This is a genomic window from Pseudarthrobacter equi (genome assembly GCF_900105535.1).
GTDB classification, from domain to species: Bacteria; Actinomycetota; Actinomycetes; order Actinomycetales; family Micrococcaceae; genus Arthrobacter; species Arthrobacter equi.
Window position 1 is genome coordinate 2,761,329 of record NZ_LT629779.1, and the last position, 21,193, is coordinate 2,782,521.

Consider the following 21,193-nt stretch of genomic DNA (forward strand, 5'->3'; position numbering starts at 1 on the left):
CATAGCCGGGTTGGCTGCCCGGCGTGGCGGCGGCCCGTGGCTATCTGGCGGACCGCCGGACACTGCGCGTGACAATGAATTTGGGGTTGTTCCCCTCCACAGTGGTAGGCCCGACTTCCCGTTCGAGGGCGGGAAGGTAGGGCAGGTGCCTGTTGTAAACGGTCCAGAGTTCACCGCCGGGAGCAAGGACCCTGCCGGCCGCCTCAATCAGCTTCAGGCCCGCCCCCGCGTGGACCCCTGCGCCTACGTGGAACGGCGGATTCAGCAGGACCAGGTCTGCGCTGGAATCGGCCATGGTGCTCAGGGCATCATCCTGCAGCGCACTGATCCGCCCGTCGAGCCCGTTTGCCTGGGCGGTGGCACGTGCCGAGGCAACAGCCGCGGCCGACTGGTCCGTGGCGGTCACGTGCGCCACCGGGTACTTCCTGGCGTACATGGCCGCGAGGATTCCTGTCCCGCAGCCCAGGTCCACCGCGTGCCGGGCCGGTTTCATGGCCGGAAGGAAGGTCAGCAGGAACCGGGTGCCGATGTCCAGTTTGGGGCCGGCGAACACGGCTCCGTGCGCTGCAACGTCCAGGCCGAGTTCGTCGAGGTGCACGACGACGGGAAAGGACGTTGGCGGCTGGTCCGCCTTCGCATGGGAAGCCACAATGACCCGGGACTTTTGCCGGGCGAGCTGGGGCTGGACCGAGTCGAAATACCGTTCGAGGACGCCGTTCATGCCGAGCGACATGTGTTTCACCCGCCCGCCGGCGAGCAGCAGCGCCCCGGGCGCCGCGTGACGGGCAACCGCGGCGGCCACTTCCTCCAGCTCGGCCAGCGTTTTCGGCAACTGCAGCAACACCACCTCTGCCCCGGTGAGGAGTTCGGCGCCGAGCGGCAACTGGCGGAACTCCGGCACCCGGCCGCTGCCGGCGTCGTCGCTCTCCTTTTCCGCCTGCCAGGCGAGGGCGTTTTGCTGCAGCGCACGTTCTCCGGTGACCAGGTCCTGGTGCACCCGCAGCGCGGCAGGTGCCAGCAGGTCCAGGGCACCCAGCGTGAGGGCACCGTAGCGGTCGCCAAGGATGGCGACAGCGCTGCCGGGGCCCGCCGAAGCTGCGGCAGTTTCCAGGAGGAGCCTGTCCGTGGCGTCCCATGCCTGCAGGTTGGGCGCTTCCACGTCCGGGCGCCGGCGGAGGATCCCGAAGATCCGGTCAAGACTGTCTGTTGCCACGTTTTCCCTGCCGTTGTTCCTTAGCTGCGGGGTGTGCTCCACCCGCGAATTGATCGTGGTCCGTTCCCTCCGGGTCAGCCCCAAGGTACCGGCTCCGCTGCCGGGGCCAATCCGGGCAGCTTGAGGATCTCCGCCACTGCCGCCCGGCCGGCCCGGTTGGCGCCGATGGTGGACGACGACGGGCCGTAGCCCACCAGGTGGACGCGCGGCTCGGATGCCACGCGGGTTCCGTCCATGGCGATTCCGCCGCCCGGCCCGCGAAGGTGCAACGGAGCCAGGTGCTCCAGCTCTGCCCGGAACCCGGTGGCCCACAGGATGACGTCCGCCGCAAGGAATCCGCCGTCCGCCAGCCGGACGCCGCCGGGCTCAATGGCGGTGAACATGGGCTGCCTGTCGAGGGCGCCGCGCGCCGCCGCGGCCCGGAGCGCCGGAGTCCTGATAAGCCCGGTCACCGACACCACGCTCTGCGGCGGCAGGCCTTTCCGGACCTGCTCCTCGACGAGTGCCACGGCGTTATGCCCGGCACGGGCGTCAAATTCGTCGTCGCGCCAGACAGGCTCGCGGCGGGTAAACCAACTGGTGGAGGTGATCTGGGAGATTTCGTCGAGGAGGCCGACCGCCGAGATTCCCCCGCCCACAACGATGACATGCTTGCCAGGAAATTCGGTGGCGGAGACGTAATCCGCCACGTGCAACTGCCTGCCGCGGAAGCTGTCCCGCCCCGGGTAGATGGGCCAGAACGGCCTGGTCCAGGTGCCCGTGGCATTGATGAGTGCCTTGGCGCTCCAGTCCCCAGTGGAGGTGCGGACGCGAAGCCGGCCTGCAGGGTCTTCGTCTTCGCGGCTGACTGAAGAGACCTTGACCGGCCTCCGGACCGTCAGGCCCAGTTCCTGTTCGTAGTCCCCGAAGTAGCGGGTGAGGAACTCGGAACTGGGTTCACGGGAATCCACTGCAGGCTTGGCGATGCCCGGTAGATCGCTGATTCCGTTGACGGTGCCCATGCGGAGGCTCTTCCAGCGGTGGCGCCATGCGCCGCCGGGCCCGGCCTCGGCGTCGAACATCTCATACGCAAGCCCTCTGCGCTGCAGGTGGAAGGCGGCGGATAGTCCGGCTTGCCCTGCGCCGATCACCACGACATCGGTTTGGGCAGCAATCACTCCCCCATGATAGCCGGGCGGGACGTCCGGGCCTTAGGGTTGGCCCATAGAGGCCCGGCCAGCGATACCGGAGGACGATGATGGCAGGAACAACGCGCAGCACGGCGGACACCGGCAGGAGCAGTGCGGCCAGGTTGGCGAAGGCTTTGGCCATTGTTCTAGGCACACCTGACGTGCCCCTGCGGCTGAAAGCCTGGGATGGTTCCGAAGCAGGACCCCGGGATGCCCCCGTCCTGGAGTTCCGGTCGCGTCGGGCGCTGCGGCGGATCCTGTGGTCGCCGGGCCAGCTGGGACTCAGCCGGGCTTATGTGGCCGGGGAGCTCGACGCGCCGGGCGACATTTTCGCCGCCTTCACGGCCCTGAGTTCGGCGGGCAAATTTGCCGAGCCGGGACCGTTCCGGCGTCCGACGGTTGCGGAGCTGTGGACGCTCGCGGCTACGGCAGTGCGGCTGGGCGCTGTGGGGCCCAACCCGGCGCCTCCGCCCGAAGAGGCCCGCGTCGCCCGCAGAGGCCGGGTGCACTCCCGCCACCGTGACGCCGCGGCCATCTCCCACCATTACGACGTCGGCAACGACTTTTACGCCCTGGTTCTGGGCAGCTCAATGGTCTACTCCTGCGCGGTCTGGTCGGATGAACCTGGTGTAACCATGGAGAGCAGCACCGGTGAAAGCAGCACCACGGAGAGCAGCACCGGTGGCAGCCGGGCCGGCAACGACGGCCTGGACGCCGCACAGGAAGCCAAGCTGGATCTGGTATGCCGGAAGCTGGGGCTGAAGCCCGGGATGCGCGTGCTGGATGTGGGCTGCGGCTGGGGCAGTTTTGCCCTGCATGCGGCGGGAAAGTACGGCGTCACCGTGCTGGGAGTGACGTTGTCTTCGGAGCAGGCCATCCTGGCACGGAAGCGGGCTGCCGAGGCGGGGCTTACGGAGAAGGTGGAGATCCGGGTCCAGGATTACCGGGATGTGGCGGACGGGCCGTTCGACGCGATCAGCTCGATTGGAATGTCCGAGCATGTGGGCCGTGACCAAACCCCCGGCTATGCATCCTCCCTGTATTCACTGCTCCGCCCCGGCGGGCGGCTCCTGAACCACGCCATTTCCTGGAATGCCGGCCCCACCGATCCGGACCCCGATTCGTTCATTCCCCGGTATGTGTTTCCGGACGGGGAGATGATCAGCCTGGGTGAAATGGTGGTGGCTCTCGAGGGAGCGGGGTTTGAGGTCCTTGATGTTGAGGCGTTGCGGCAGCACTACGCCCTGACGCTGCGTGCGTGGGTGCGGCGGCTGGAGGAGAACTGGGACCAGGCGGTTGCCCTGGCCAGCGTTGGCCGGGCCCGGATCTGGAGGCTGTACATGGCGTCGAGTGCCATCGGCTTTGAAAATGGCCTGACCGGGGTGAATCAGGTCCTGGTGCAACGCCCGGGCGGCGCCGAACCGCCGCTTCGCCGCACGGCGTGGATGTAACTCCACCAGCGGAAACGCAAAAGGGAACCATCACAGTTGATGGTTCCCTTTTATTCCGTGGAGCTGAGGGGACTCGAACCCCTGACCCCCTGCATGCCATGCAGGTGCGCTACCAGCTGCGCCACAGCCCCGGAAATTTGCTGTCCCGGTCGTTTTCCCCGGAGCAACCTGACCAGCTTAATGCACTTTCCCCGCAGTACCAAATCGCACCTGCGAGCGGGCTGCCGGGGTCCCCTGGCAGATGCCTGCGCTCCTCCGCCAAGGCCTCCGGACGCCCCGCCGACCCATCGAACGCATAAAAAAATCCGCCGGAATCGTGATGATTCCGGCGGATTCTCCGGTGGAGCTGAGGGGACTCGAACCCCTGACCCCCTGCATGCCATGCAGGTGCGCTACCAGCTGCGCCACAGCCCCGAACTGCTGCCGCTCCTGAGAGCTTTTCTCGGGTTTCCCCGAAGCAACTCCAATATCTTAGATCAGCGGTTCCAAGAATTCCAAATCGGGAATACTCCCCGGAGCGGCGCGGGTTTACTCGCTTTCGGACGCGGCCGCAGCGGCGTCTTCCAGCTGCAGGTCCACCACGGGGCAGTCCTTCCAAAGCCGCTCCAGCGCGTAGAATACCCGGTCCTCTTCATGCTGGACGTGGATGACGATGTCGGAGTAGTCCAGGAGGACCCAGCGGCCGCCGGAACGGCCTTCGCGGCGAACAGGCCGCAGGTCCTGCTTGGCAAGTTCTTCCTCGATGCCGTCCACGATCGCGTTGACCTGACGCTCGCTGGGGGCTGATGCGATGAGGAAGACGTCGGCCAGTGCCAGGCGTTCACTCACGTCCAGCGCAACAATGTCATGGGCAAGCTTGTCCGCGGCAGCCTTGGCGGCGTCGCGGGCAATGGTGATGGATGTATCTGATGCAGTCACGGGACTCCTCGTTGATGAAAAAAACAGGGTGCGGCAGGTCAGGGGGTCATGCCGCTGATGATAAGGACGATGCCGGACACCAGGGCCACGACACCGAAAGCCAGGATGCAAAGCTGCAGGATGCGGTTGCGCCTCGCGCGGCCCAGGCCCGCGGTGGAAGCATCCAGGGGTTCAAGACCGTAGGCCGAGCTGGCCGGGACCCGCGGAACGTCCTCGAAGGTGGCCTGGCTGTCCGGGAAGACAACTGGCTTCGGCCGGGTGGCCGCCTTAGCCGCCGCTTCGGCCCGTGCAATGACCTGCGACCGGCCGGACACCGGCTCGGCCGCGCGGCCGGTCCTGGCAGCAGGCTTCTTCTTGCCTCCGGATGCAGGAACCTTGGTTCCCGGCCGGGTGGTGACCGGAACGTGGGATGTTGCCGGAGGCTTCATGACGGGACGGTCCACGCCGGGAACCTGGACGAATTCCAGCGGCGTCACCATGGCCAGGTTGCTCGTGGTGGACGGGCCCGGCCGGTCCTTGGGCGCATTCGCCCCTGGCTGGCTTGCCTTCGGCTGGGAAGCCGTAGGCGCGGCTGCCTGGGGCAACGGGTTCCCGAAGTGCGCGGCCTTGGGCTGGGCCGGCGTCGATGAGGCGTCCGCGGCCTGGCTCTCGCCGGGGGCTGCAGCTCCGCCGGCCTGCTCCGCGAGTTTCTGCCGGGCCATGGCCCGCCGGTTCAGCACTGCGGCGCGTTCCGCCAGGGCGATCTGCTCGGCAAGGATCCCGGGGTCCACCGCCTCCGGATCCATGGAGGCGATGTGCTCCATCTTGGCGATCTGGTTCTTGGCCTGCTCGGCAATCAGGGAACGGGCCGCAAGCGCCTGTTCCACTGTCATCCCTGCGGGGCCGGAAGGAACGCCGGCAGCCTTAGGGGCTGGAGTGCCGGACGGCGCACCCGGCGCCGCCGGAGCCTTGCCCTCTCCCCCGGCGGAGGGTGCAGATTTACTGTCGCCGACGGGTCCCGGCCGGGCAGGCGCCTTCGACGGGACAACAGGTTGGGTGGCGGCGGGTGGAACGATCGGGTTGGCCGACGTGAGGGCCTGCTCTTTGAGCTGCTGCAGGCGGAGCTGGCGTCGGGTGGGAGGCCCGCCCGCAGCAAGCTGGCCTTCCTTTTCCTCCAGGTCTTTGATGGTGCGCAGGGCTGCCCTGTCACGGGCGCGGATTTGCGAGGACCGTTGTGTGTGGGCCGGCACCGCGGCGGGCTGGTCCAGGGGTTGCTGGTCCTGGTCCGGAGCAGCTACAGGCTTCGCGGCAACAGGTTTGGCGGGCGCAGGCGCAGCGGCGGCCACGGGCTTTTGGGGTTTCCCACCTGTCCCGGCCGGTGCCGCGGGCGACGGTTTTATGGCAGGCGGAAGGAGGTCCTTGCCCGTGGGGGCGGCCGACTCCTGGGCGGCGTCCCGCGCCTTCCGGAGTTCCCGGCGGCTGCGGATGGGGGGCTGTTCCTGGCTCATGGAGAACTCATTCAGTGCTGGCTCGTTCGCGTGCTTCGGAAGGTTGATCGTCCCCGCCTGCCGGGGCGTACAGGCCGTACTTCGCGATGTACTGCACCACGCCGTCAGGCACCAGATACCAGACGGGATCGTTTCCCGCGACCCGGGTGCGGCAGTCTGTGGAAGAGATGGCCATGGCCGGCACTTCGAGGAGGCTGACGTCGTCGCGCCCCATGCCGTCAAGGACGTGGCCCGGACGGGTGACTCCAACGAAATGGGCCAGCGACCACAGTTCGTCGATGTCCTTCCAGGACAGGATCTGCGCGAGGGCGTCGGCGCCGGTGATGAAGAACAGGTCCGCGTCCGGCCGCTGGGCGCGAAGGTCGCGCAGGGTGTCGATGGTGTACGTGGGACCGGGACGGTCCACATCAACCCGGCTCACCGTGAACCGCGGATTGGAGGCGGTGGCGATGACTGTCATGAGGTAGCGGTGTTCAGGCTCGGTAACCCGTTTATGGGATTTCTGCCATGGCTGTCCGGTGGGGACGAAAACGACCTCGTCAAGGTCGAATTCTGCAGCCACCTCACTGGCGGCAACAAGGTGGCCGTGATGGATGGGATCGAACGTCCCGCCCATCACGCCCAGCCGGATCCGGCCCTTGTCACTGCTCCGGCGCAAAGTGCGGGAAATGTTAGTGGCCCTGCTTGTGATCGTGCTTGTTCGGGTGCTGGCGGTGCGGGTCCGCGTGCTCCTCCGTGACGGTGTGGCGGTTGCCCAGGTTGTTGTAGGACAACGTGATGAACATCATGACCATGAGGATCCCAAACATGACGATGCCGAAGACCCACGGCTCAGCCCACAGCGGCGCGAGTTCCTCGTGTTCTGCTTCGCCTGCTGCGGCGATGGTCGTGGCGATCTGCTGGAACAGCATGTTCTCCCCTAGGTTCAAGTATTTTGGGGCAGCGGACTTTTCCGCTGCTTTTTGGCGTCTGGTCTATGTTACCGCGTTGCTACCCGCGGACCTGGCCTTCACCCTGGACGATCCACTTGGTGGTGGTGAGCTCGGTGAGCCCCATGGGCCCGCGGGCGTGCAGCTTCTGGGTGGAAATGCCCACTTCGGCACCGAGCCCGAGCTCCCCGCCATCGGTAAACCGGGTGGAAGCGTTGACGATTACGGCAGCGGAGTCCACCTCGGCGATGAACCGTTCGGCGTTGGCGAGGTCGTTGGTGAGGATGGCCTCCGTGTGGCCCGTGGACCACTTGCGGATGTGGCGGACGGCTTCATCCAGGCCGTCCACCATCGCCACGGCGAGGTCAAGGTCCATGTACTCCGTGCCCCAGTCCTCATCCGTGGCGGCGTCGGCTGCCACTGAAGCCGGCAGGGCCGCGCGGATGCGGTCATCGGCATGCAGGCGGACGCCGGCCTTGCTGAGTGCTTTGGCCACGGCGGGGAGGACGGTGGACCCGGAGTGGACCAGGAGGGTTTCCACGGTGTTGCAGACGCTGGGCCGCTGTGTCTTGGCGTTGAGGAGGATCTCCACGGCCATGTCTTCGTTGGCCGATTCGTCGATGAAGATGTGGACGTTGCCTTCGCCCGTTTCGATGACCGGCACGGCGGAGTTGGCCACCACCGACTGGATGAGGTCGCGCCCGCCGCGCGGAATCAGGACGTCAACCCTGCCGCGGGCACGCATCAGGACGTTGGCGCCCGCACGGCCGTACTGGTCCACTGTCTGGACGGCGTCGGCGGGCAGTCCCACGGACTCCAGGGCTTCGCGCAGCACCCTAACGAGGACGCTGTTGGTTGACTCCGCTGCGCTGCCGCCGCGGAGGATCACGGCGTTGCCGCTCTTGAGTGCAAGTCCTGCGATGTCCACGGTGACGTTGGGCCGGGCCTCGTAAATAGCCGCCACGACTCCCATGGGAACGTTGACCTGCCGCAGGCGCAGTCCATTCGGAAGGGTCTGGCCGCGGACCACGTTGCCTACGGGATCCGGCAGGTTGGCGAGGTTCTCCAGGGCGGCCACCAGGCCGTCGATGCGGGCGTCGGTGAGGGTCAGCCTGTCCAGCAGTGCTGCGGATGTACCGTTGGCCTTGCCGTTGGCGACGTCGCGTGCGTTGGCGTCGAGAATGGCGCGGGTGTTGGCCTGCAGTGCCGCCCCCACGGCACGCAGGCCGCGGTCCTTCCACGCCCGGTTGGCCATGGCCATCCGGCGGGCGGCGTGGCGGCTGCGGTCGGCAATGGCGTGTACCGCGGCCTCGATCCCGGCATCGGTGAGCGGACCGTCGGCCGGGGCAGGAGCTGCTGAGGGGGCCTGCTGCTGCGGGGTGCTCGCGGCGGCGGTGTCTGCGGGGTTGTCGGCAGTCGTGTGGATCAGGGCCTCAGTCATAGTCCAAGTTTAGGCGAGGCCCGGGTTCAAACCAGCACCAGGTCGTCAACATGAACAACTTCACGGTCGTAGCCGGTGCCGAGTTCCTCGCCGAGGTCGCGCGTGGACCGTCCCAGCATGCGGGGCAGCTCTTCGGAGGAGTAGTTGACCAGGCCGCGGGCCACGACGGTGCCGTCGGCACCTGCGATCTCGACGGCGTCGCCCGCTTCGAAGACGCCGTGCACAGCGGATATGCCGGCCGGCAGCAGCGAAGTCCGGTGGTGGCGGACGGCCCGGACCGCGCCATCGTCCAGGACAAGCCTGCCCTGGACAGAGGCTACGTGGGCCAGCCACAGCAGCCGGACGGGTTTGCGGGCACCGTTGACGGTGAACCAGGTGCCAACGTCCTCACCGTTGAGTGCGGCGGCAGCGTTGGGCGTGGAGGTCACCAGGGCGTGAATGCCGGATCCTGCGGCCATGCTGGCCGCCTCAACCTTGGTGAGCATGCCGCCGGTGCCAACCCCGGCTTTGCCGGTCTTGCCGATGGACACTCCCTCGAGGTCGTGCGGTCCGGCCACCACAGGAATGCGCTTGGCCCCGTGGGCCGGCGGACCGTCGTAGAGGGAGTCGACGTCGGAGAGCAGCACCAGCGCGTCGGCGCGGACAAGGTGCGCCACGAGGGCAGCCAGCCGGTCGTTGTCGCCGAAGCGGATTTCGTGGGTGGCCACGGTGTCGTTCTCGTTCACCACCGGAACCACGCCAAGGTTCAGGAGCCGGTCCAGGGCCCGGAAGGCGTTGGTGTGCTGGCTCCGCCGCATCAGGTCCTCTGCAGTGAGCAGGACCTGGCTGACAGTGACGCCGTGGGCGCCGAACGCCTGGGTGTACCGGGCCATGAGGAGTCCCTGCCCCACGCTGGCAGCAGCCTGCTGGGTGGCGAGGTCCCGGGGACGCTTCGGGAGGCCAAGCGGTGCCAGTCCGGCAGCGATGGCGCCTGAGGAAACCAGGATGATTTCGGTCCCGCTGTTGCGTTTGGCAGCCAGGGCGTCCGCGAGGGCCGTGAGGGACTCTTCGGAGATGCCGCCCTTGATGCTTGTCAGCGATGAGGAGCCGACCTTCACCACAACCCGGCGGGCGCCGGCCAGCGCGCTCCTGTCCACGGAACCGGAAGCCGGTTCCGTGGCAGTTGCCCTAGGACTCATCGCCGGAGTCCAGGCCACTTTCCTTGATGGGCTGGGCCGCGCGCCGTCCACTGACGGACTCTGTCCAGATGCCGGCCTTGCGTTCGGCTTCGAGCTCGGCGCGGGCAGCGGCCTTGGCATCCCGGCGTTCCTGCTGCTCCTCGCGCTTCTGGGTGCGGGTGGGGCGGTCGCCGGTATCGGCGAAACGGATGTCGGTGCCGCGCGGCGATGCCAGCAGTTCGGCGCCTGCCATCATGGTGGGCTCCCAGTCGAAGACCACGCCATCATCTTCACCGATCACCACGGTGTCGCCCGGCGTGGCACCCATCTTGAACAGCTCGGTTTCCACGCCCAGCCTTGCGAGCCGGTCGGCCAGGTAGCCGATGGCCTCTTCGTTGGTGAAGTCTGTCTGCTTGACCCAGCGGACGGGCTTGTCGCCGAGGACGCGAAACAGGGGCTCGTGGGCCTTCTCCTCGCGGCGGATCCGGAATCCGGTTTCGTTGACGGCGCGCGGACGCAGCACAGTGGGGGTAACTTTCGGCGGAGCGGCTGCTACGGCATCCCGTGCCGCCTTGACGATCTCGGCCATGGCGAAGCCGAGCTGGCGCAGGCCCTCGTGGCTGGTGGCCGAGACCTCGAAGACCCGGTATCCGCGGGACTCCAGCTCAGGGCGGACGAATTCAGCCATGTCCTTGCCGTCCGGCAGGTCCACTTTATTCAGTGCCACGAGGCGGGGCCGGTGGTTCAGCGGGACCACTTCGCCGTCCTGGCCGGCGTAGCTCATGTCCACCGCGTACTTTTCAAGTTCGGTCTCGATGATGGAGAGGTCAGAAAGGGGATCGCGTTCGGATTCGAGCGTGCCGCAGTCCAGGACGTGCACCAGGGCGGCGCAGCGTTCCACGTGCCGCAGGAAGTTGTGGCCGAGGCCCTTGCCTTCGCTGGCACCTTCGATAAGTCCCGGGACGTCCGCGATGGTGAACCGGACTTCGCCTGCCTGGACCACACCCAGGTTGGGGATGAGGGTGGTGAACGGGTAGTCGGCGATCTTGGGGCGCGCGGCGGACATGGCGGCGATGAGGCTGGACTTGCCGGCAGACGGGAATCCCACCAGGGCGATGTCTGCAATGGACTTCAGCTCAAGGACAATGTCGCTCGACTCACCCTCGATGCCGAGCAGGGCGAAGCCTGGAGCGCGGCGCTTCTGCGAGGACAGGGCAGCGTTGCCCAGCCCGCCGGGCCCGCCGGCGGCGGCGATGTACTCTGCGCCCTCCCCCACCAGGTCCGCCAGGACGGTGCCGTCCTTTGACTTCACCACAGTGCCGTCGGGGACAGGCAGGATCAGGGTTTCGCCGTTCTTGCCGCCGCGCCAGTCGCCCATGCCGGGACCGCCGTTGGTGGCGTGCCGGTGCGGGGCGTGGTGGTAGTCGAGGAGGGTGGTGGTCTGGTGGTCCACGCGGAGGATGACGTCGCCGCCGTTGCCGCCGTTGCCGCCGTCGGGCCCGCCGAGGGGCTTGAACTTCTCGCGGTGGACGGAGACGCAACCGTGGCCGCCGGTACCGCCGGATACGTGCAGTACTACCCGGTCTACAAAGCTGGCCACGTAAATCTCCTCAGTGTCGTGTGGGCGCCCATGGACGCCCTATCGATTGTAATGCGCTTAAAAGAGCAGTGGAGCGGGCCAACTGGCCCGCTCCACCGCTTCAGAACTGGTTGTTACTCTGCAGCTGCAGCAGCAACGATGTTGACGACGCGACGACCGCGGCGGGTGCCGAATTCAACGGCGCCCGGGGTCAGTGCGAACAGGGTGTCGTCGCCGCCACGGCCAACGCCGGCGCCCGGGTGGAAGTGGGTGCCACGCTGGCGGACGATGATCTCGCCGGCGGAAACTACCTGGCCGCCGAAGCGCTTGACGCCGAGGTACTGTGCGTTGGAGTCACGACCGTTGCGAGTGGAGCTCGCGCCCTTTTTATGTGCCATCTGAAATGCCTGCCTTTAAATTCTGGGGAATCTGCTGAAAACCTGAACAGTAACCGGTGGTTACTTGATGCCAGTGATCTTGACCTTGGTCAGTTCCTGACGGTGACCCTGGCGCTTCTTGTACCCGGTCTTGTTCTTGAACTTCTGGATGACAATCTTAGGACCACGGAGGTCCTGGAGGATTTCAGCCGTAACGGTCACCTTGGCCAGGTCAGCAGCGGCAGTGGTGATCTTGTCACCATCAACCAGGAGCAGTGCGGGCAGCTCGATGGTGCTGCCAGCCCCACCGGCGACGCGGTTCAGGGTAACGAAGTCTCCAACGGAAACCTTCTCTTGGCGGCCGCCTGCGCGGACAATCGCGTACACCACTTGGGAACTCACTTCTCTCGACGTTTATAACTAAAATTGCGTGCGGCACCCGTTGCACTGTTTGGCTGGGTTCCCGCTGTGCCTCAACGCCGTGGATTCCCCGAAGGTCTCCATGAGTTATCCCGCAGGACTGCCTTGTGTTTTCCACGCTGGCATGTTCCCGGGGTCATAACCCAAGTGTTGGCGTAAGCACCGAAGATCCAGAATACGCTAATTCCGTCTCCGGCCGCAAATGAGGCTGGCTCCGGCGGGTCGGCTGTGATAGGAACCACAGACATCGTCCGCCACCGGGGCCGTGCCAGACCATAGTACCGGCAGCACGGCCCGGGCAGGTTCAGGCGTGGAGCCGCGGCGCGTCGAAGAACTCCACTTCCAGCCGGCAGGACTGCCGGAAAGCGGTAACCATGGCGTGCCGCTCGTCATCGGAAGCCTTGCGTGCCGCTTCGTCCACCACGGCGATGGCCCGGCGCGTTGCCTCCGCGAAATCCTCGTCGGCATAGGTGCGGAGCCAGTCGGCGTAGGGGTGTCCTGCCGGTTCCCCGTCGGCGAGGAACCTGGCATGGAGCGTCTTCCCGGCGTCCGCGTACAGCCAGAAGCACGGCAGGACAGCCGCTGCCAGGACTGCATAGCTGCCCGACGCCGAAGTAGCCGTCAGGTGGTCCACGTAGGCCTTGGTGACAGGACCCAGTTCGGGACGGACGGTGCGGGTGCTGAGCCAGGAACGGTGCAGTTCCGACTCCACTTCGAGGCACTGCTGGGCCGACGCCGCCCAGAACAGCTGCTCGGCTTCCGTGGGAGCCAGCGCGCTGGCCCGGGCGAGGACTCGCGAATACCCGTTCAGGTAGATGGCATCCTGCGCAAGGTAATACGCGAACTGGCTTTCCGGAAGTGTCCCCGAGGCCAGGGCCCGGAGGAAACCCAGGGCGTAGATCGACTCAAGGTGGGCGTCGGCATCTTTCCGCAGCTGCGCCGTAAAGTCGCCTGGCCGAAGCGCTTGGCGGATGTGGTGGAAATGGTGAACGGGCCCGTTGCCGGTTCCCACCTCCAGTACGGCGGACGCCGCCAGCGCCCCCGCAAGCCAGGGTTTCACTTCCCGTAGGGCCACTTCCCAGTTGCCTACCTGCGCCTGGACCGTGGCCATGGCGGAGGACAGGGAACAGCCTGTGCCATGGCTGTTCCGCGTTGCCACCCGCTCCCCCGGGATTTCCACTACGTCTGCGGATAGCATGCCGGCCGGGCCAACCAAGGCGTCCGGGCAGCTGCTGCCTTGCAGGTGGCCACCCTTGACCAGCACGGCAGCACCGGTGGCATCAGCAAGCCGCCTGCCCTGTTCCAGGGCTGCCTCCCACGTGTCCTGTACGTCTTCTTCCAGCAGCATGGCCAGTTCGGCCAGGTTGGGGGTGACAAGGTGGGCCAGCGGCACCAGGCTGCGGAGCGCGGCTTCGGCACTCTCCTGCAACAGCCGGTCTCCGCTGGTGGCAACCATGACGGGGTCCAGGACAACGACGGCGGGGCGCACCTTCTCCAGCCAGGTGCGCACGGCATCGATCACTTCGGCGTCGCCCAGCATGCCGATCTTGACGGCGTCAACGTGGATGTCGTCGCTGATGGCCGCCAGCTGCTGTGCCAAAAAGGATGCCGGAGGAACATGGACGGCGGTCACCCCGCGGGTGTTCTGGGCGGTGAGGGCAGTGATGGCGGCCATGCCGTAACCGCCGTGGGCCGCGATGCTTTTGAGGTCCGCCTGGATGCCGGCCCCACCGGAGGGGTCCGAGCCCGCGATGGCAAGGACCCGGGGCACGTCCCGTACGGCAGCCGGCATTACGGTTGCGGAGGGATTCGGGAGCGGGGTGGCTGCGGGCATGGCAAGGGTCGAAGACAAAAGAGACATCCCTTCGCCGGTACTAACCGGACAGGTTCAACGGGTGTGGATCTCAGCCGGGCCTGGTGCGCGGCACCCCGTGTCGGTTCCCCAGCCTAGCCGCTGGACGGCAGTCAACCGAAAGGTGACTGCACCTGTTAAGTGCGCTGCTGAGGGCCGTTCCCCGTTAACGGCAGATGCCCGGCCCCACCACAGGAGTGGAGGGCCGGGCATCTGCAGTGCCTGGGCAGGGTCAGAGCTCGGAAGCAGGAACCCCTACGCCAAGGATGATGGGCGCATCGGCTTTGGCTGCCGGCTCTGCCGGCGCTGCGGGCTGGGGCGCTTTGGCGGCATGGGAGTGGCCTTCGCTGGCCGACGGGACGTTCTCATGGTGTTCCACGGTGGTCTCGTTGGCTGCGCCCTGCGCCCTGCTTGCACTCCGGTTACGCCGCGGACGGCGCTGCCGGGACAGGTCGGGGGCGGCAGGCGCAACGGGCTGCTGGGGTGCCGCAACCGCTGCCTCCGCCGGTTCGGGGGTGGCCGGCGCGGCCTGGGCCGTCCCGGACTCCTGTGGCTGGCTGCCAACAGGCGAAGCCGGCTGGCCCAGGTGGGCAAACGCTTCGGCAAGCCGGTCAAGCGACAGCGCAGGCGAGGCTTGGTGCTCGTCTGCGTGCTCAACGAAGGGCAGCGCGACCTTCTCGCCGCCGAACGTCAGGACAGCTGCCGGGCGTGCCGGCGTCCCGTCGTCGTGCTTCTCCGTTGTGCCCGCGTCCTGCTGGGCGGGGGCCAGCCGGGCCGCCACCTCATCATCATGCAGGTGTGCGGCGTGGGCAGCAGCAGCAATGTTGGCCAGGGCCAGCCTGGTGGCTTCAGCCTTGGCATGGCGTTCGGCCTCGTGCGGGTCCGGCTGGACGGGGTGGGCAGCCACCGCTGCGGGTGCGGGTGCCTGTTCGACCGGCTGGCCGCCACGTCCACGGCGGCGCTTGCGTTCGCCGCGCGTACCTTCCTGGCTGCTGTCGGTGCGCTGGCCCTCGTTGCGCTGACCCTCACTGCGCTGGCCCTCGCTGCGGTTGCCCTCGTTTCGGTTCCCGTTGGTGCGGGAATCGGAGCGGTTGTCTGAGCGGTGGACGTGCTGCTCGGCTGCCACGATGTTGGCGCGGCGGTGCTCTACGGGGTCGTCATGGGTGACGACGCCGCGGCCCGCGCAGGCTTCGCACTGCTCGCCGAAGACTTCCAGGAGCCCGGTGCCCATGCGCTTGCGGGTCATCTGGACGAGTCCCAGCGAGGTGACTTCCGCCACCTGGTGCTTGGTCCGGTCGCGGCCCAGGCATTCCACCATGCGGCGCAGGACGAGGTCGCGGTTCGATTCCAGGACCATGTCGATGAAGTCGATCACGATGATGCCGCCGATGTCGCGCAGCCGCAGCTGGCGCACCACTTCCTCGGCCGCTTCAAGGTTGTTCTTCGTGACGGTTTCTTCGAGGTTGCCGCCGCTGCCGGTGAACTTGCCGGTGTTGACGTCCACCACGGTCATGGCTTCGGTCCGGTCGATCACCAGTGAGCCGCCGGAGGGCAGGAACACCTTGCGTTCGAGGGCCTTGTGGATCTGCTCATCAATCCGCCAGGCAGCGAAGATGTCCTGGTCCTTGGTCCACTTTTCCAGGCGTCCCACCAGGTCCGGCGCCACATAGGTGACGTAGGCCTCGATGGTGTCCCAGGCGTCCTCGCCGGAGACGATCAGCTTGGAGAAGTCCTCGTTGAAGACGTCACGGACCACCTTTATGGTGAGGTCGGGCTCGCCGTACAGCAGCTCCGGAGCCAGGACCTTGGTGGAGGAGGACTGGCTTTCGATGCCTTCCCACTGGGCGCGGAGCCGGTTGATGTCGTGGGTCAGCTCCTCTTCGGACGCCCCTTCGGCCGCCGTGCGCACAATGACGCCCGCCTGCTCGGGCAGGCGGTCCTTGAGGATGCGCTTGAGCCGGTTCCGCTCGACGTCGGGCAGCTTGCGGGAGATTCCGGTCATGGAACCGCCGGGGACGTACACGAGGTAGCGGCCCGGCAGCGAGATTTGGCTGGTCAGGCGGGCGCCCTTGTGGCCCACGGGGTCCTTGGTCACCTGGACCAGGACGGTGTCGCCTGACTTCAGCGCGTTCTCGATACGGCGCTGCTTGCCTTCAAGGTTGACGGCTTCCCAGTTCACTTCGCCCGCGTAAAGGACGGCGTTGCGGCCGCGTCCGATGTCCACGAAGGCAGCCTCCATGGAGGGCAGCACGTTCTGGACTTTGCCCAGGTAGACGTTGCCGATCAGCGAGTCCTGCTGGGTCTTGGAGACAAAGTGCTCGGCCAGGACGCCGTCCTCGAGGACGCCAATCTGGATTCTGTCGTCGCGCTGGCGGACGATCATCTGCCGGTCCACGGATTCGCGGCGGGCCAGGAACTCCGCTTCGGTGATGACGGTGCGGCGCCGGCCCGTGTCCCGGGATTCGCGGCGGCGCTGCTTCTTGGCTTCCAGTCGGGTGGAGCCCTTAACGCTGGTCACCCGGTTGCTGGCGGGCGCCTCGCTGACGGCACGCGGTGCGCGCACGCGGGTAACGGTGTTGGGCGGATCGTCGTCGTTGCCGCCGGTCAGTTCGAGGTCCTGGTCACCGCGGCGGCGGCGACGACGACGGCGGGACGTCACGCCGTCCTCGGCCGGACCGGCTTCTTCCTCGTCCGATTCGTCGGCGGCGTCATCCGCCTCGGAGCCACCGGTTCCGGCGTCGTCGCGCTCGTCCAGACGGCTGCGCCCCCGGCGGCCACGGCTGCGGCGCCGGCGGCGGCTGGAGGATTCCTCGGATTCGTTGTCCTCGGCGTCGTCTTCGTCCTCGGCCTCCTCCGCTGCGGCGGCGGGCGTAGCGGGGCGGACGACGGTGCTCAGGTCCGGTGCCTGGAACAGCATGGAAGTGGGCGAGCCGGGCTCAAGGAACAGGGAGGCAAACGCGCCCGGTTCCTCGCCAGCCGCGGTAGCTTCGGCGGCTTCGGCGGCTTCGGCCGGCGTCGCAGCGGATTCTCCTGCTGCAGCGGCAGCTGCCGTGCCGGGGGCCTGCTCCGGGGCGGCCTCGGCTGCGGTTTCGACGGCGGTAAGTTCCTGTTCGGCGGGCTTCTCTGCTGCTGCCTCTACGGCCGCCTCCCGGGCCACGGCGCCCTGGTCCGCCGTTTCAGCGTCCAGCGCGGCAGCGGTGACGGGCAGTTCCTGGGCAGGGGCCGGCGTTTCGGCGGGGGCCAGCGTTTCTGCAGGTGCCCCCGCAGGAGCAGCTTTCCTCGTGGCAACGCGACGGCGGCGGACCGGCTTGGTCTCGGTGGGTTCCGCGGGTACTTCGCTGGCAGCAGGCGCTTCTGCGGCGGTGGCAGCTTCGGCGGGGGCAGCGTCAGCGGCCGCACCGGCTTCCGTGGAGTCTGCATCGGTGGCAAAGGCAGGCAGCGGCTCGGCGGCGTCTGCCTTCTTCTTGGCCCGGGGCCGGCGCACGGCGGTTTTGGCCGGGGCTGAGGGGGCACCCTCATTGCCGGCCGACGCAACGGCGGTTGGGGCATCGTTCGGAGCCACCTCGGCGGCGGCTGCGGCTACGGCGTCATCGGCCTTCGGCGCTGCCTTGCGTCGGGTCCGGGGAGCCTTTTTGGGTTCGGCCGCGGCTTCCACAGCCGGTTCAACCTCGTTAACGGAAAGCTCAGTTTCATTGTTCATCTGTGGCAACACTCCTGCCCCTGACGTACCGCCACATCCGGCACCCATTGGGGCACATATTGTCAAAACCCGCAGGCGCTGACAGAAGTCAAGTGGATGCTCCCAGGTTCGCACCGGCAATGGGGTGCGGCAGCCCGTAGGAGCCAGTGGAAAGTTCTGAAACCCGTTGTTCTACATGCCACAACCAGGTGCCGTCCAATGGAGATTGCGGGAGTGTCGGAACAATCCGAAGCCTGCCCTGCTCGTCATTGGCGGTCTTGGGAACAAACCACCGGACCGGAGACCGAATGTGGTTCGGCTTCCAGCCACGTTCATTCTCTCACACGCGGGGTAAATCACGTGGGAAGGTGCCGCGGGCTTTCTGTTCCCTGGGCGTTGCGTCCAGCCGCCGGCGTTACAATCAGGCTCAGGAGCACCGGACGAAAAGGACGCCATACCAATGCCCAGCATCTCCCCCGTCAGCGGCACGCCAGCCCAGGAGCGGACCACCACCCCGGACAGCGCCCCGGCGGCTAATACGCCGGTGATGGCCCGGAACCGGCCCTTCGGCTGGCTCCTGGTGATTACCGGAGTTATCGGCTGGCTCGCTTCCGGAACCCTGGTCCTGGAAAAGCTCGCGGTGCTGCAGGATCCCAACCACACCACCGTGTGCGATGTAAACCCGTTTATCTCCTGCGGCGAAGTGATGAAGACCTGGCAGAGCTCACTCTTTGGCTTCCCCAACATGTTCATCGGGATCGTGGCGTTCGCCATCATCATTACCGTGGGCATGGCCCTGTTGTCCGGCGCCACGTTTGCCCGCTGGTACTGGATCGGGCTGCAGGCCGGCGTTACCCTCGGCTTCATCTTCGTGGTGTGGCTGTGGTCCCAGGCCCTTTATGACATCCACGTCCTGTGCCCGTTCTGCATGATCGTCTGGGCCGCGATGATCCCGCTCTTTGTCTGGACCACCATCCGCAACATCTCGGCCGGAGTCATTCCCGTCCCCTCGGGGGCCGCCCGCGTCGTGGGCGATTCCGGCTGGATCATCGTGGCGCTGATCTACGTGGGCGTGATTGCCAGCATCTTCTTCGCCTTCATCCAGGTGTTCGCCGGCACGTCAGGGTTCTAGCCGCCCAGAGCCCTAGGACCAACAGATAAGGCCAATGTTCACGAAGAACATTGGCCTTATCTGTTGGTCCGCACCACCATGGCGGCGCGGAGGGCGGGTCCTAGAACCAGATCTTGATCTCGCGCTCAGCGGAGTCCGAGGAGTCTGAGCCGTGCACCAGGTTCTGCTGCACCTTCAGTCCCCAGTCGCGGCCGAAGTCGCCGCGGATGGTGCCCGGAGCCGCGGTGGTGGGATCGGTGGTGCCTGCCAGTGAACGGAAGCCTTCGATGACGCGGTGGCCTTCAAAGATCGCGGCAACCACAGGGCCGCTGAGCATGAACTCCACCAGCGGCTCGTAGAACGGCTTGCCCACGTGCTCTTCGTAGTGCTGCTCGAGCAGCTCGCGGGTGGCGTTCACCTTTTTGAGTTCGGCCAGGGCGTAGCCCTTGGCTTCGATCCGGGCCAGGATGGCGCCGGTGAGGTTACGGGCGACGCCGTCGGGCTTGATCAGGACGAGGGTGCGCTCAGTGGTCACAACTGCTCCAATGCGTTGGTGGGGTTTCGGGTCAAGTCTACGGGGGCTGCCCTACTGGGCCGGACCGGATCCGGCGGGCTGGTCCGGGTTGGCGGCTTCCCACGCGGCCTGTTCACGTTCGCGTTGCCCGGCTTCGCGGTCCAGCCTGATTCCCGTGCGGATGCCGTACCACCAGCAGATGGCGAACAGTACGCCCACCAGGAACATGGCAGGTTCGAAGATGCCGGTGAGGATCAGCACCACCTGCAGCACCCAGCCCAGTCCGATGCCCCAGGGCTTGCGGAGGAACGCGCAGGCCAGCACCATGACCACGCTCAGGGCAATCCCGACGCCCAGGATCAGCGCCGGCGGGAACTCGCCGCGGCGCAGGCCGAACACTGCCAGGGTGGCAAAGAACATGACGAACGCCTCCAGCAGGAGGACCGTCGAGGCGAACATGACCTTAGTGGAGCGCCGTTTCTTCGGCATGCCCGGGCGCCATTCGCGCTGGGCCTTGGTCAGCCTGGCCATGGATTACGCCTCCGTCTTTCCGAGCAGGATGCGGGCCTCGGCCACGAGGGTGATGGAGCCCGTGACCAGCACACCGCCGGAGAGGTCGTCGTTCGCTTCGGCCCGTTCCACCGCCCATTCCAGGGCGTCGTCGAGCTTTTCTTCAATATGCACGTTGTCCTCGCCGAAGCCGAGGTCAATGGCCAGCTCGGCCAGTTCGGCGGCCGGCACGGCCCGCGGCGAATTGGACTGCGTAAAGCAGTACTCCTCCGCCACGTCCCCCAGGGATTCCTTGAGTTCACGGAGGATCTCCTCCGCGTCCTTCTCCTTGAGCACGCCCACCACAGGGACCAGCCGGGAGAAGGTAAAGGCCTCCTTCAGGGCCGCGGCCGAAGCCTTGATGCCGTCCGGGTTGTGGGCAGCGTCCACGATGATGGTGGGTGCAGACCGCACCACTTCCAGCCTGCCGGGCGAGGTTGCGGCGGCGAGGCCTTCCTGCAGGACGTCGAAGGGCAGTTCCTTTTCGCCGCCGAAGAACGCCTCCAGGGCCGCTACGGCCACGGCTGCGTTCTGCGCCTGGTGGGCGCCATGGAGCGGGACCAGCAGGTCCGGGTAGCGCCCGGCGATGCCCTGGATGGTGACCATCTGGCCGCCCACGGCAACGGTGCGGGATTCGACGCCGAACTCCACGCCCTCGAAGCGGAACGGCACGCCAACTTCCTTGGCTTTTTCCAGCAGGACCTGCGCAGCGTCCAGGGGCTGCGCGGCACTGACCAGGAAGCCTCCGGGCTTGATGATGCCGGCTTTTTCGTGCGCGATGTCCTCGGTGGTGTCCCCCAGCAGGTCCGTGTGGTCCAGCGAGATCGGGGTAATCACCGATACCTGTCCGTCGCCCACGTTGGTGGCGTCGGTGATGCCTCCCAGGCCCACTTCGATGATGGCCACGTTGACGGGCTGGTCGGCGAAAACAGCGAAGCCCAGGATGGTGAGGCATTCGAAGTACGTCAGGCGGGGCTGCCCTTCCGCCTCCAGCTCGGCATCCACGATCTGCAGGTAGGGACGGATCTCGTCCCAGATCCGAACGAACGTTTCGTCGGAGACCGGGTGCCCGTCAATGCTGATCCGTTCCGTGACCTTGGACAGGTGCGGGCTGGTGTAGCGCCCGGTGCTCAGTCCCTGGGCCCGCAGCACGGACTCGATCATGCGGGACGTGGACGTCTTGCCGTTGGTTCCGGTCACGTGGATGATCGGGAACGCCTTGTTGGGTTCGCCGAGCACATCCATGGCGCGGAAAAGCGGGGCGAGCCGGGGCTCCATCTTGTTTTCCGGCGCACGCCCCAGCAGTTCGGCGTAGACGCTTTCCACGGAAAATTCGTCAGTCATGCC

Annotated in this window: 18 protein-coding genes, 2 tRNA genes and 1 riboswitch; of the genes, 2 read left to right on the forward strand and 18 right to left on the reverse strand. The window is 66.8% G+C overall.

Annotation, left to right across the window (positions count from 1 at the left end):
• Positions 1 to 40 precede the first annotated feature (40 nt).
• Both BLT71_RS12415 and BLT71_RS12420 read right to left on the reverse strand, forming a co-directional pair.
• On the reverse strand, positions 41 to 1,213 hold the full coding sequence (locus tag BLT71_RS12415; RefSeq protein ID WP_091720719.1) for a class I SAM-dependent methyltransferase: 1,173 nt from the start codon (positions 1,211 to 1,213) through the stop codon (positions 41 to 43).
• A 74-nt stretch (positions 1,214 to 1,287) separates the two neighbouring features.
• The gene (locus BLT71_RS12420; RefSeq protein ID WP_091720722.1) at positions 1,288 to 2,370 is read right to left on the reverse strand and encodes an FAD-dependent oxidoreductase; all 1,083 of its coding nucleotides are present in this window, start codon (positions 2,368 to 2,370) and stop codon (positions 1,288 to 1,290) included.
• An 80-nt stretch (positions 2,371 to 2,450) separates the two neighbouring features.
• Here BLT71_RS12420 and BLT71_RS12425 point away from each other — a divergent pair, with 80 nt between their 5' ends.
• A complete protein-coding gene (locus tag BLT71_RS12425; RefSeq protein WP_091723997.1) occupies positions 2,451 to 3,833 on the forward strand; it encodes a class I SAM-dependent methyltransferase in 1,383 nt (460 codons plus the stop codon).
• Positions 3,834 to 3,891: 58 nt separating this feature from the next.
• Here the strand turns inward: BLT71_RS12425 and BLT71_RS12430 are convergent.
• From BLT71_RS12430 to BLT71_RS12490, 13 genes are all read right to left on the reverse strand, one after another.
• Positions 3,892 to 3,964 (reverse strand) — tRNA-Ala (locus BLT71_RS12430).
• A gap of 210 nt (positions 3,965 to 4,174) precedes the next feature.
• Positions 4,175 to 4,247 (reverse strand) — tRNA-Ala (locus BLT71_RS12435).
• Between the two features lie 114 nt (positions 4,248 to 4,361).
• Positions 4,362 to 4,751 carry a ribosome silencing factor gene (rsfS, locus tag BLT71_RS12440; RefSeq protein WP_091720725.1) on the reverse strand — a complete coding sequence of 130 codons (390 nt, stop codon included), beginning with the start codon at positions 4,749 to 4,751 and terminating at the stop codon, positions 4,362 to 4,364.
• 38 nt (positions 4,752 to 4,789) lie between these two features.
• Positions 4,790 to 6,238 (reverse strand): hypothetical protein, encoded by a 1,449-nt coding sequence (locus BLT71_RS12445; RefSeq protein WP_091720728.1) that lies wholly within the window; start codon positions 6,236 to 6,238, stop codon positions 4,790 to 4,792.
• A gap of 7 nt (positions 6,239 to 6,245) precedes the next feature.
• On the reverse strand, positions 6,246 to 6,896 hold the full coding sequence (nadD, locus tag BLT71_RS12450; protein ID WP_269457122.1) for a nicotinate-nucleotide adenylyltransferase: 651 nt from the start codon (positions 6,894 to 6,896) through the stop codon (positions 6,246 to 6,248).
• A gap of 13 nt (positions 6,897 to 6,909) precedes the next feature.
• The gene (locus BLT71_RS12455) at positions 6,910 to 7,149 is read right to left on the reverse strand and encodes a hypothetical protein (protein WP_091720733.1); all 240 of its coding nucleotides are present in this window, start codon (positions 7,147 to 7,149) and stop codon (positions 6,910 to 6,912) included.
• A gap of 79 nt (positions 7,150 to 7,228) precedes the next feature.
• Positions 7,229 to 8,608: a glutamate-5-semialdehyde dehydrogenase gene (locus tag BLT71_RS12460; RefSeq protein WP_091720736.1), complete on the reverse strand. Its 1,380-nt coding sequence runs from the start codon at positions 8,606 to 8,608 to the stop codon at positions 7,229 to 7,231.
• Positions 8,609 to 8,634: 26 nt separating this feature from the next.
• The gene (proB, locus tag BLT71_RS12465) at positions 8,635 to 9,786 is read right to left on the reverse strand and encodes a glutamate 5-kinase (RefSeq protein ID WP_091720739.1); all 1,152 of its coding nucleotides are present in this window, start codon (positions 9,784 to 9,786) and stop codon (positions 8,635 to 8,637) included.
• The gene (gene obgE / locus BLT71_RS12470) at positions 9,776 to 11,365 is read right to left on the reverse strand and encodes a GTPase ObgE (protein ID WP_091720742.1); all 1,590 of its coding nucleotides are present in this window, start codon (positions 11,363 to 11,365) and stop codon (positions 9,776 to 9,778) included. Before obgE ends, proB begins: the two co-directional genes overlap by 11 nt.
• A gap of 113 nt (positions 11,366 to 11,478) precedes the next feature.
• Positions 11,479 to 11,742 (reverse strand): 50S ribosomal protein L27, encoded by a 264-nt coding sequence (gene rpmA, locus BLT71_RS12475; protein ID WP_009372867.1) that lies wholly within the window; start codon positions 11,740 to 11,742, stop codon positions 11,479 to 11,481.
• A 60-nt stretch (positions 11,743 to 11,802) separates the two neighbouring features.
• Complete coding sequence (gene rplU, locus BLT71_RS12480) at positions 11,803 to 12,111, reverse strand: 50S ribosomal protein L21 (RefSeq protein WP_015937330.1); 309 nt, start codon at positions 12,109 to 12,111, stop codon at positions 11,803 to 11,805.
• 334 nt (positions 12,112 to 12,445) lie between these two features.
• Entirely contained in the window at positions 12,446 to 13,975 is a 1,530-nt protein-coding gene (locus tag BLT71_RS12485) for a bifunctional hydroxymethylpyrimidine kinase/phosphomethylpyrimidine kinase (protein WP_091720745.1), read from the reverse strand.
• A 9-nt stretch (positions 13,976 to 13,984) separates the two neighbouring features.
• Positions 13,985 to 14,083: riboswitch (TPP riboswitch) on the reverse strand.
• A 142-nt stretch (positions 14,084 to 14,225) separates the two neighbouring features.
• The gene (locus tag BLT71_RS12490; RefSeq protein WP_091720748.1) at positions 14,226 to 17,693 is read right to left on the reverse strand and encodes an Rne/Rng family ribonuclease; all 3,468 of its coding nucleotides are present in this window, start codon (positions 17,691 to 17,693) and stop codon (positions 14,226 to 14,228) included.
• A 439-nt stretch (positions 17,694 to 18,132) separates the two neighbouring features.
• On the opposite strand from BLT71_RS12490, the gene BLT71_RS12495 reads away from it, so the two are divergent.
• Positions 18,133 to 18,804 carry a vitamin K epoxide reductase family protein gene (locus BLT71_RS12495; protein WP_091720749.1) on the forward strand — a complete coding sequence of 224 codons (672 nt, stop codon included), beginning with the start codon at positions 18,133 to 18,135 and terminating at the stop codon, positions 18,802 to 18,804.
• A 100-nt stretch (positions 18,805 to 18,904) separates the two neighbouring features.
• Here the strand turns inward: BLT71_RS12495 and ndk are convergent, their stop codons facing one another.
• The 3 genes from ndk to BLT71_RS12510 are packed head-to-tail and all read right to left on the reverse strand — an operon-like array spanning position 18,905 to position 21,190.
• Entirely contained in the window at positions 18,905 to 19,318 is a 414-nt protein-coding gene (gene ndk / locus BLT71_RS12500; protein ID WP_091720752.1) for a nucleoside-diphosphate kinase, read from the reverse strand.
• A gap of 51 nt (positions 19,319 to 19,369) precedes the next feature.
• Positions 19,370 to 19,828 carry a DUF4233 domain-containing protein gene (locus BLT71_RS12505; protein WP_091720754.1) on the reverse strand — a complete coding sequence of 153 codons (459 nt, stop codon included), beginning with the start codon at positions 19,826 to 19,828 and terminating at the stop codon, positions 19,370 to 19,372.
• A gap of 3 nt (positions 19,829 to 19,831) precedes the next feature.
• Positions 19,832 to 21,190 (reverse strand): bifunctional folylpolyglutamate synthase/dihydrofolate synthase, encoded by a 1,359-nt coding sequence (locus tag BLT71_RS12510; RefSeq protein ID WP_091720757.1) that lies wholly within the window; start codon positions 21,188 to 21,190, stop codon positions 19,832 to 19,834.
• Between the last annotated feature and the right edge of the window lie 3 nt (positions 21,191 to 21,193).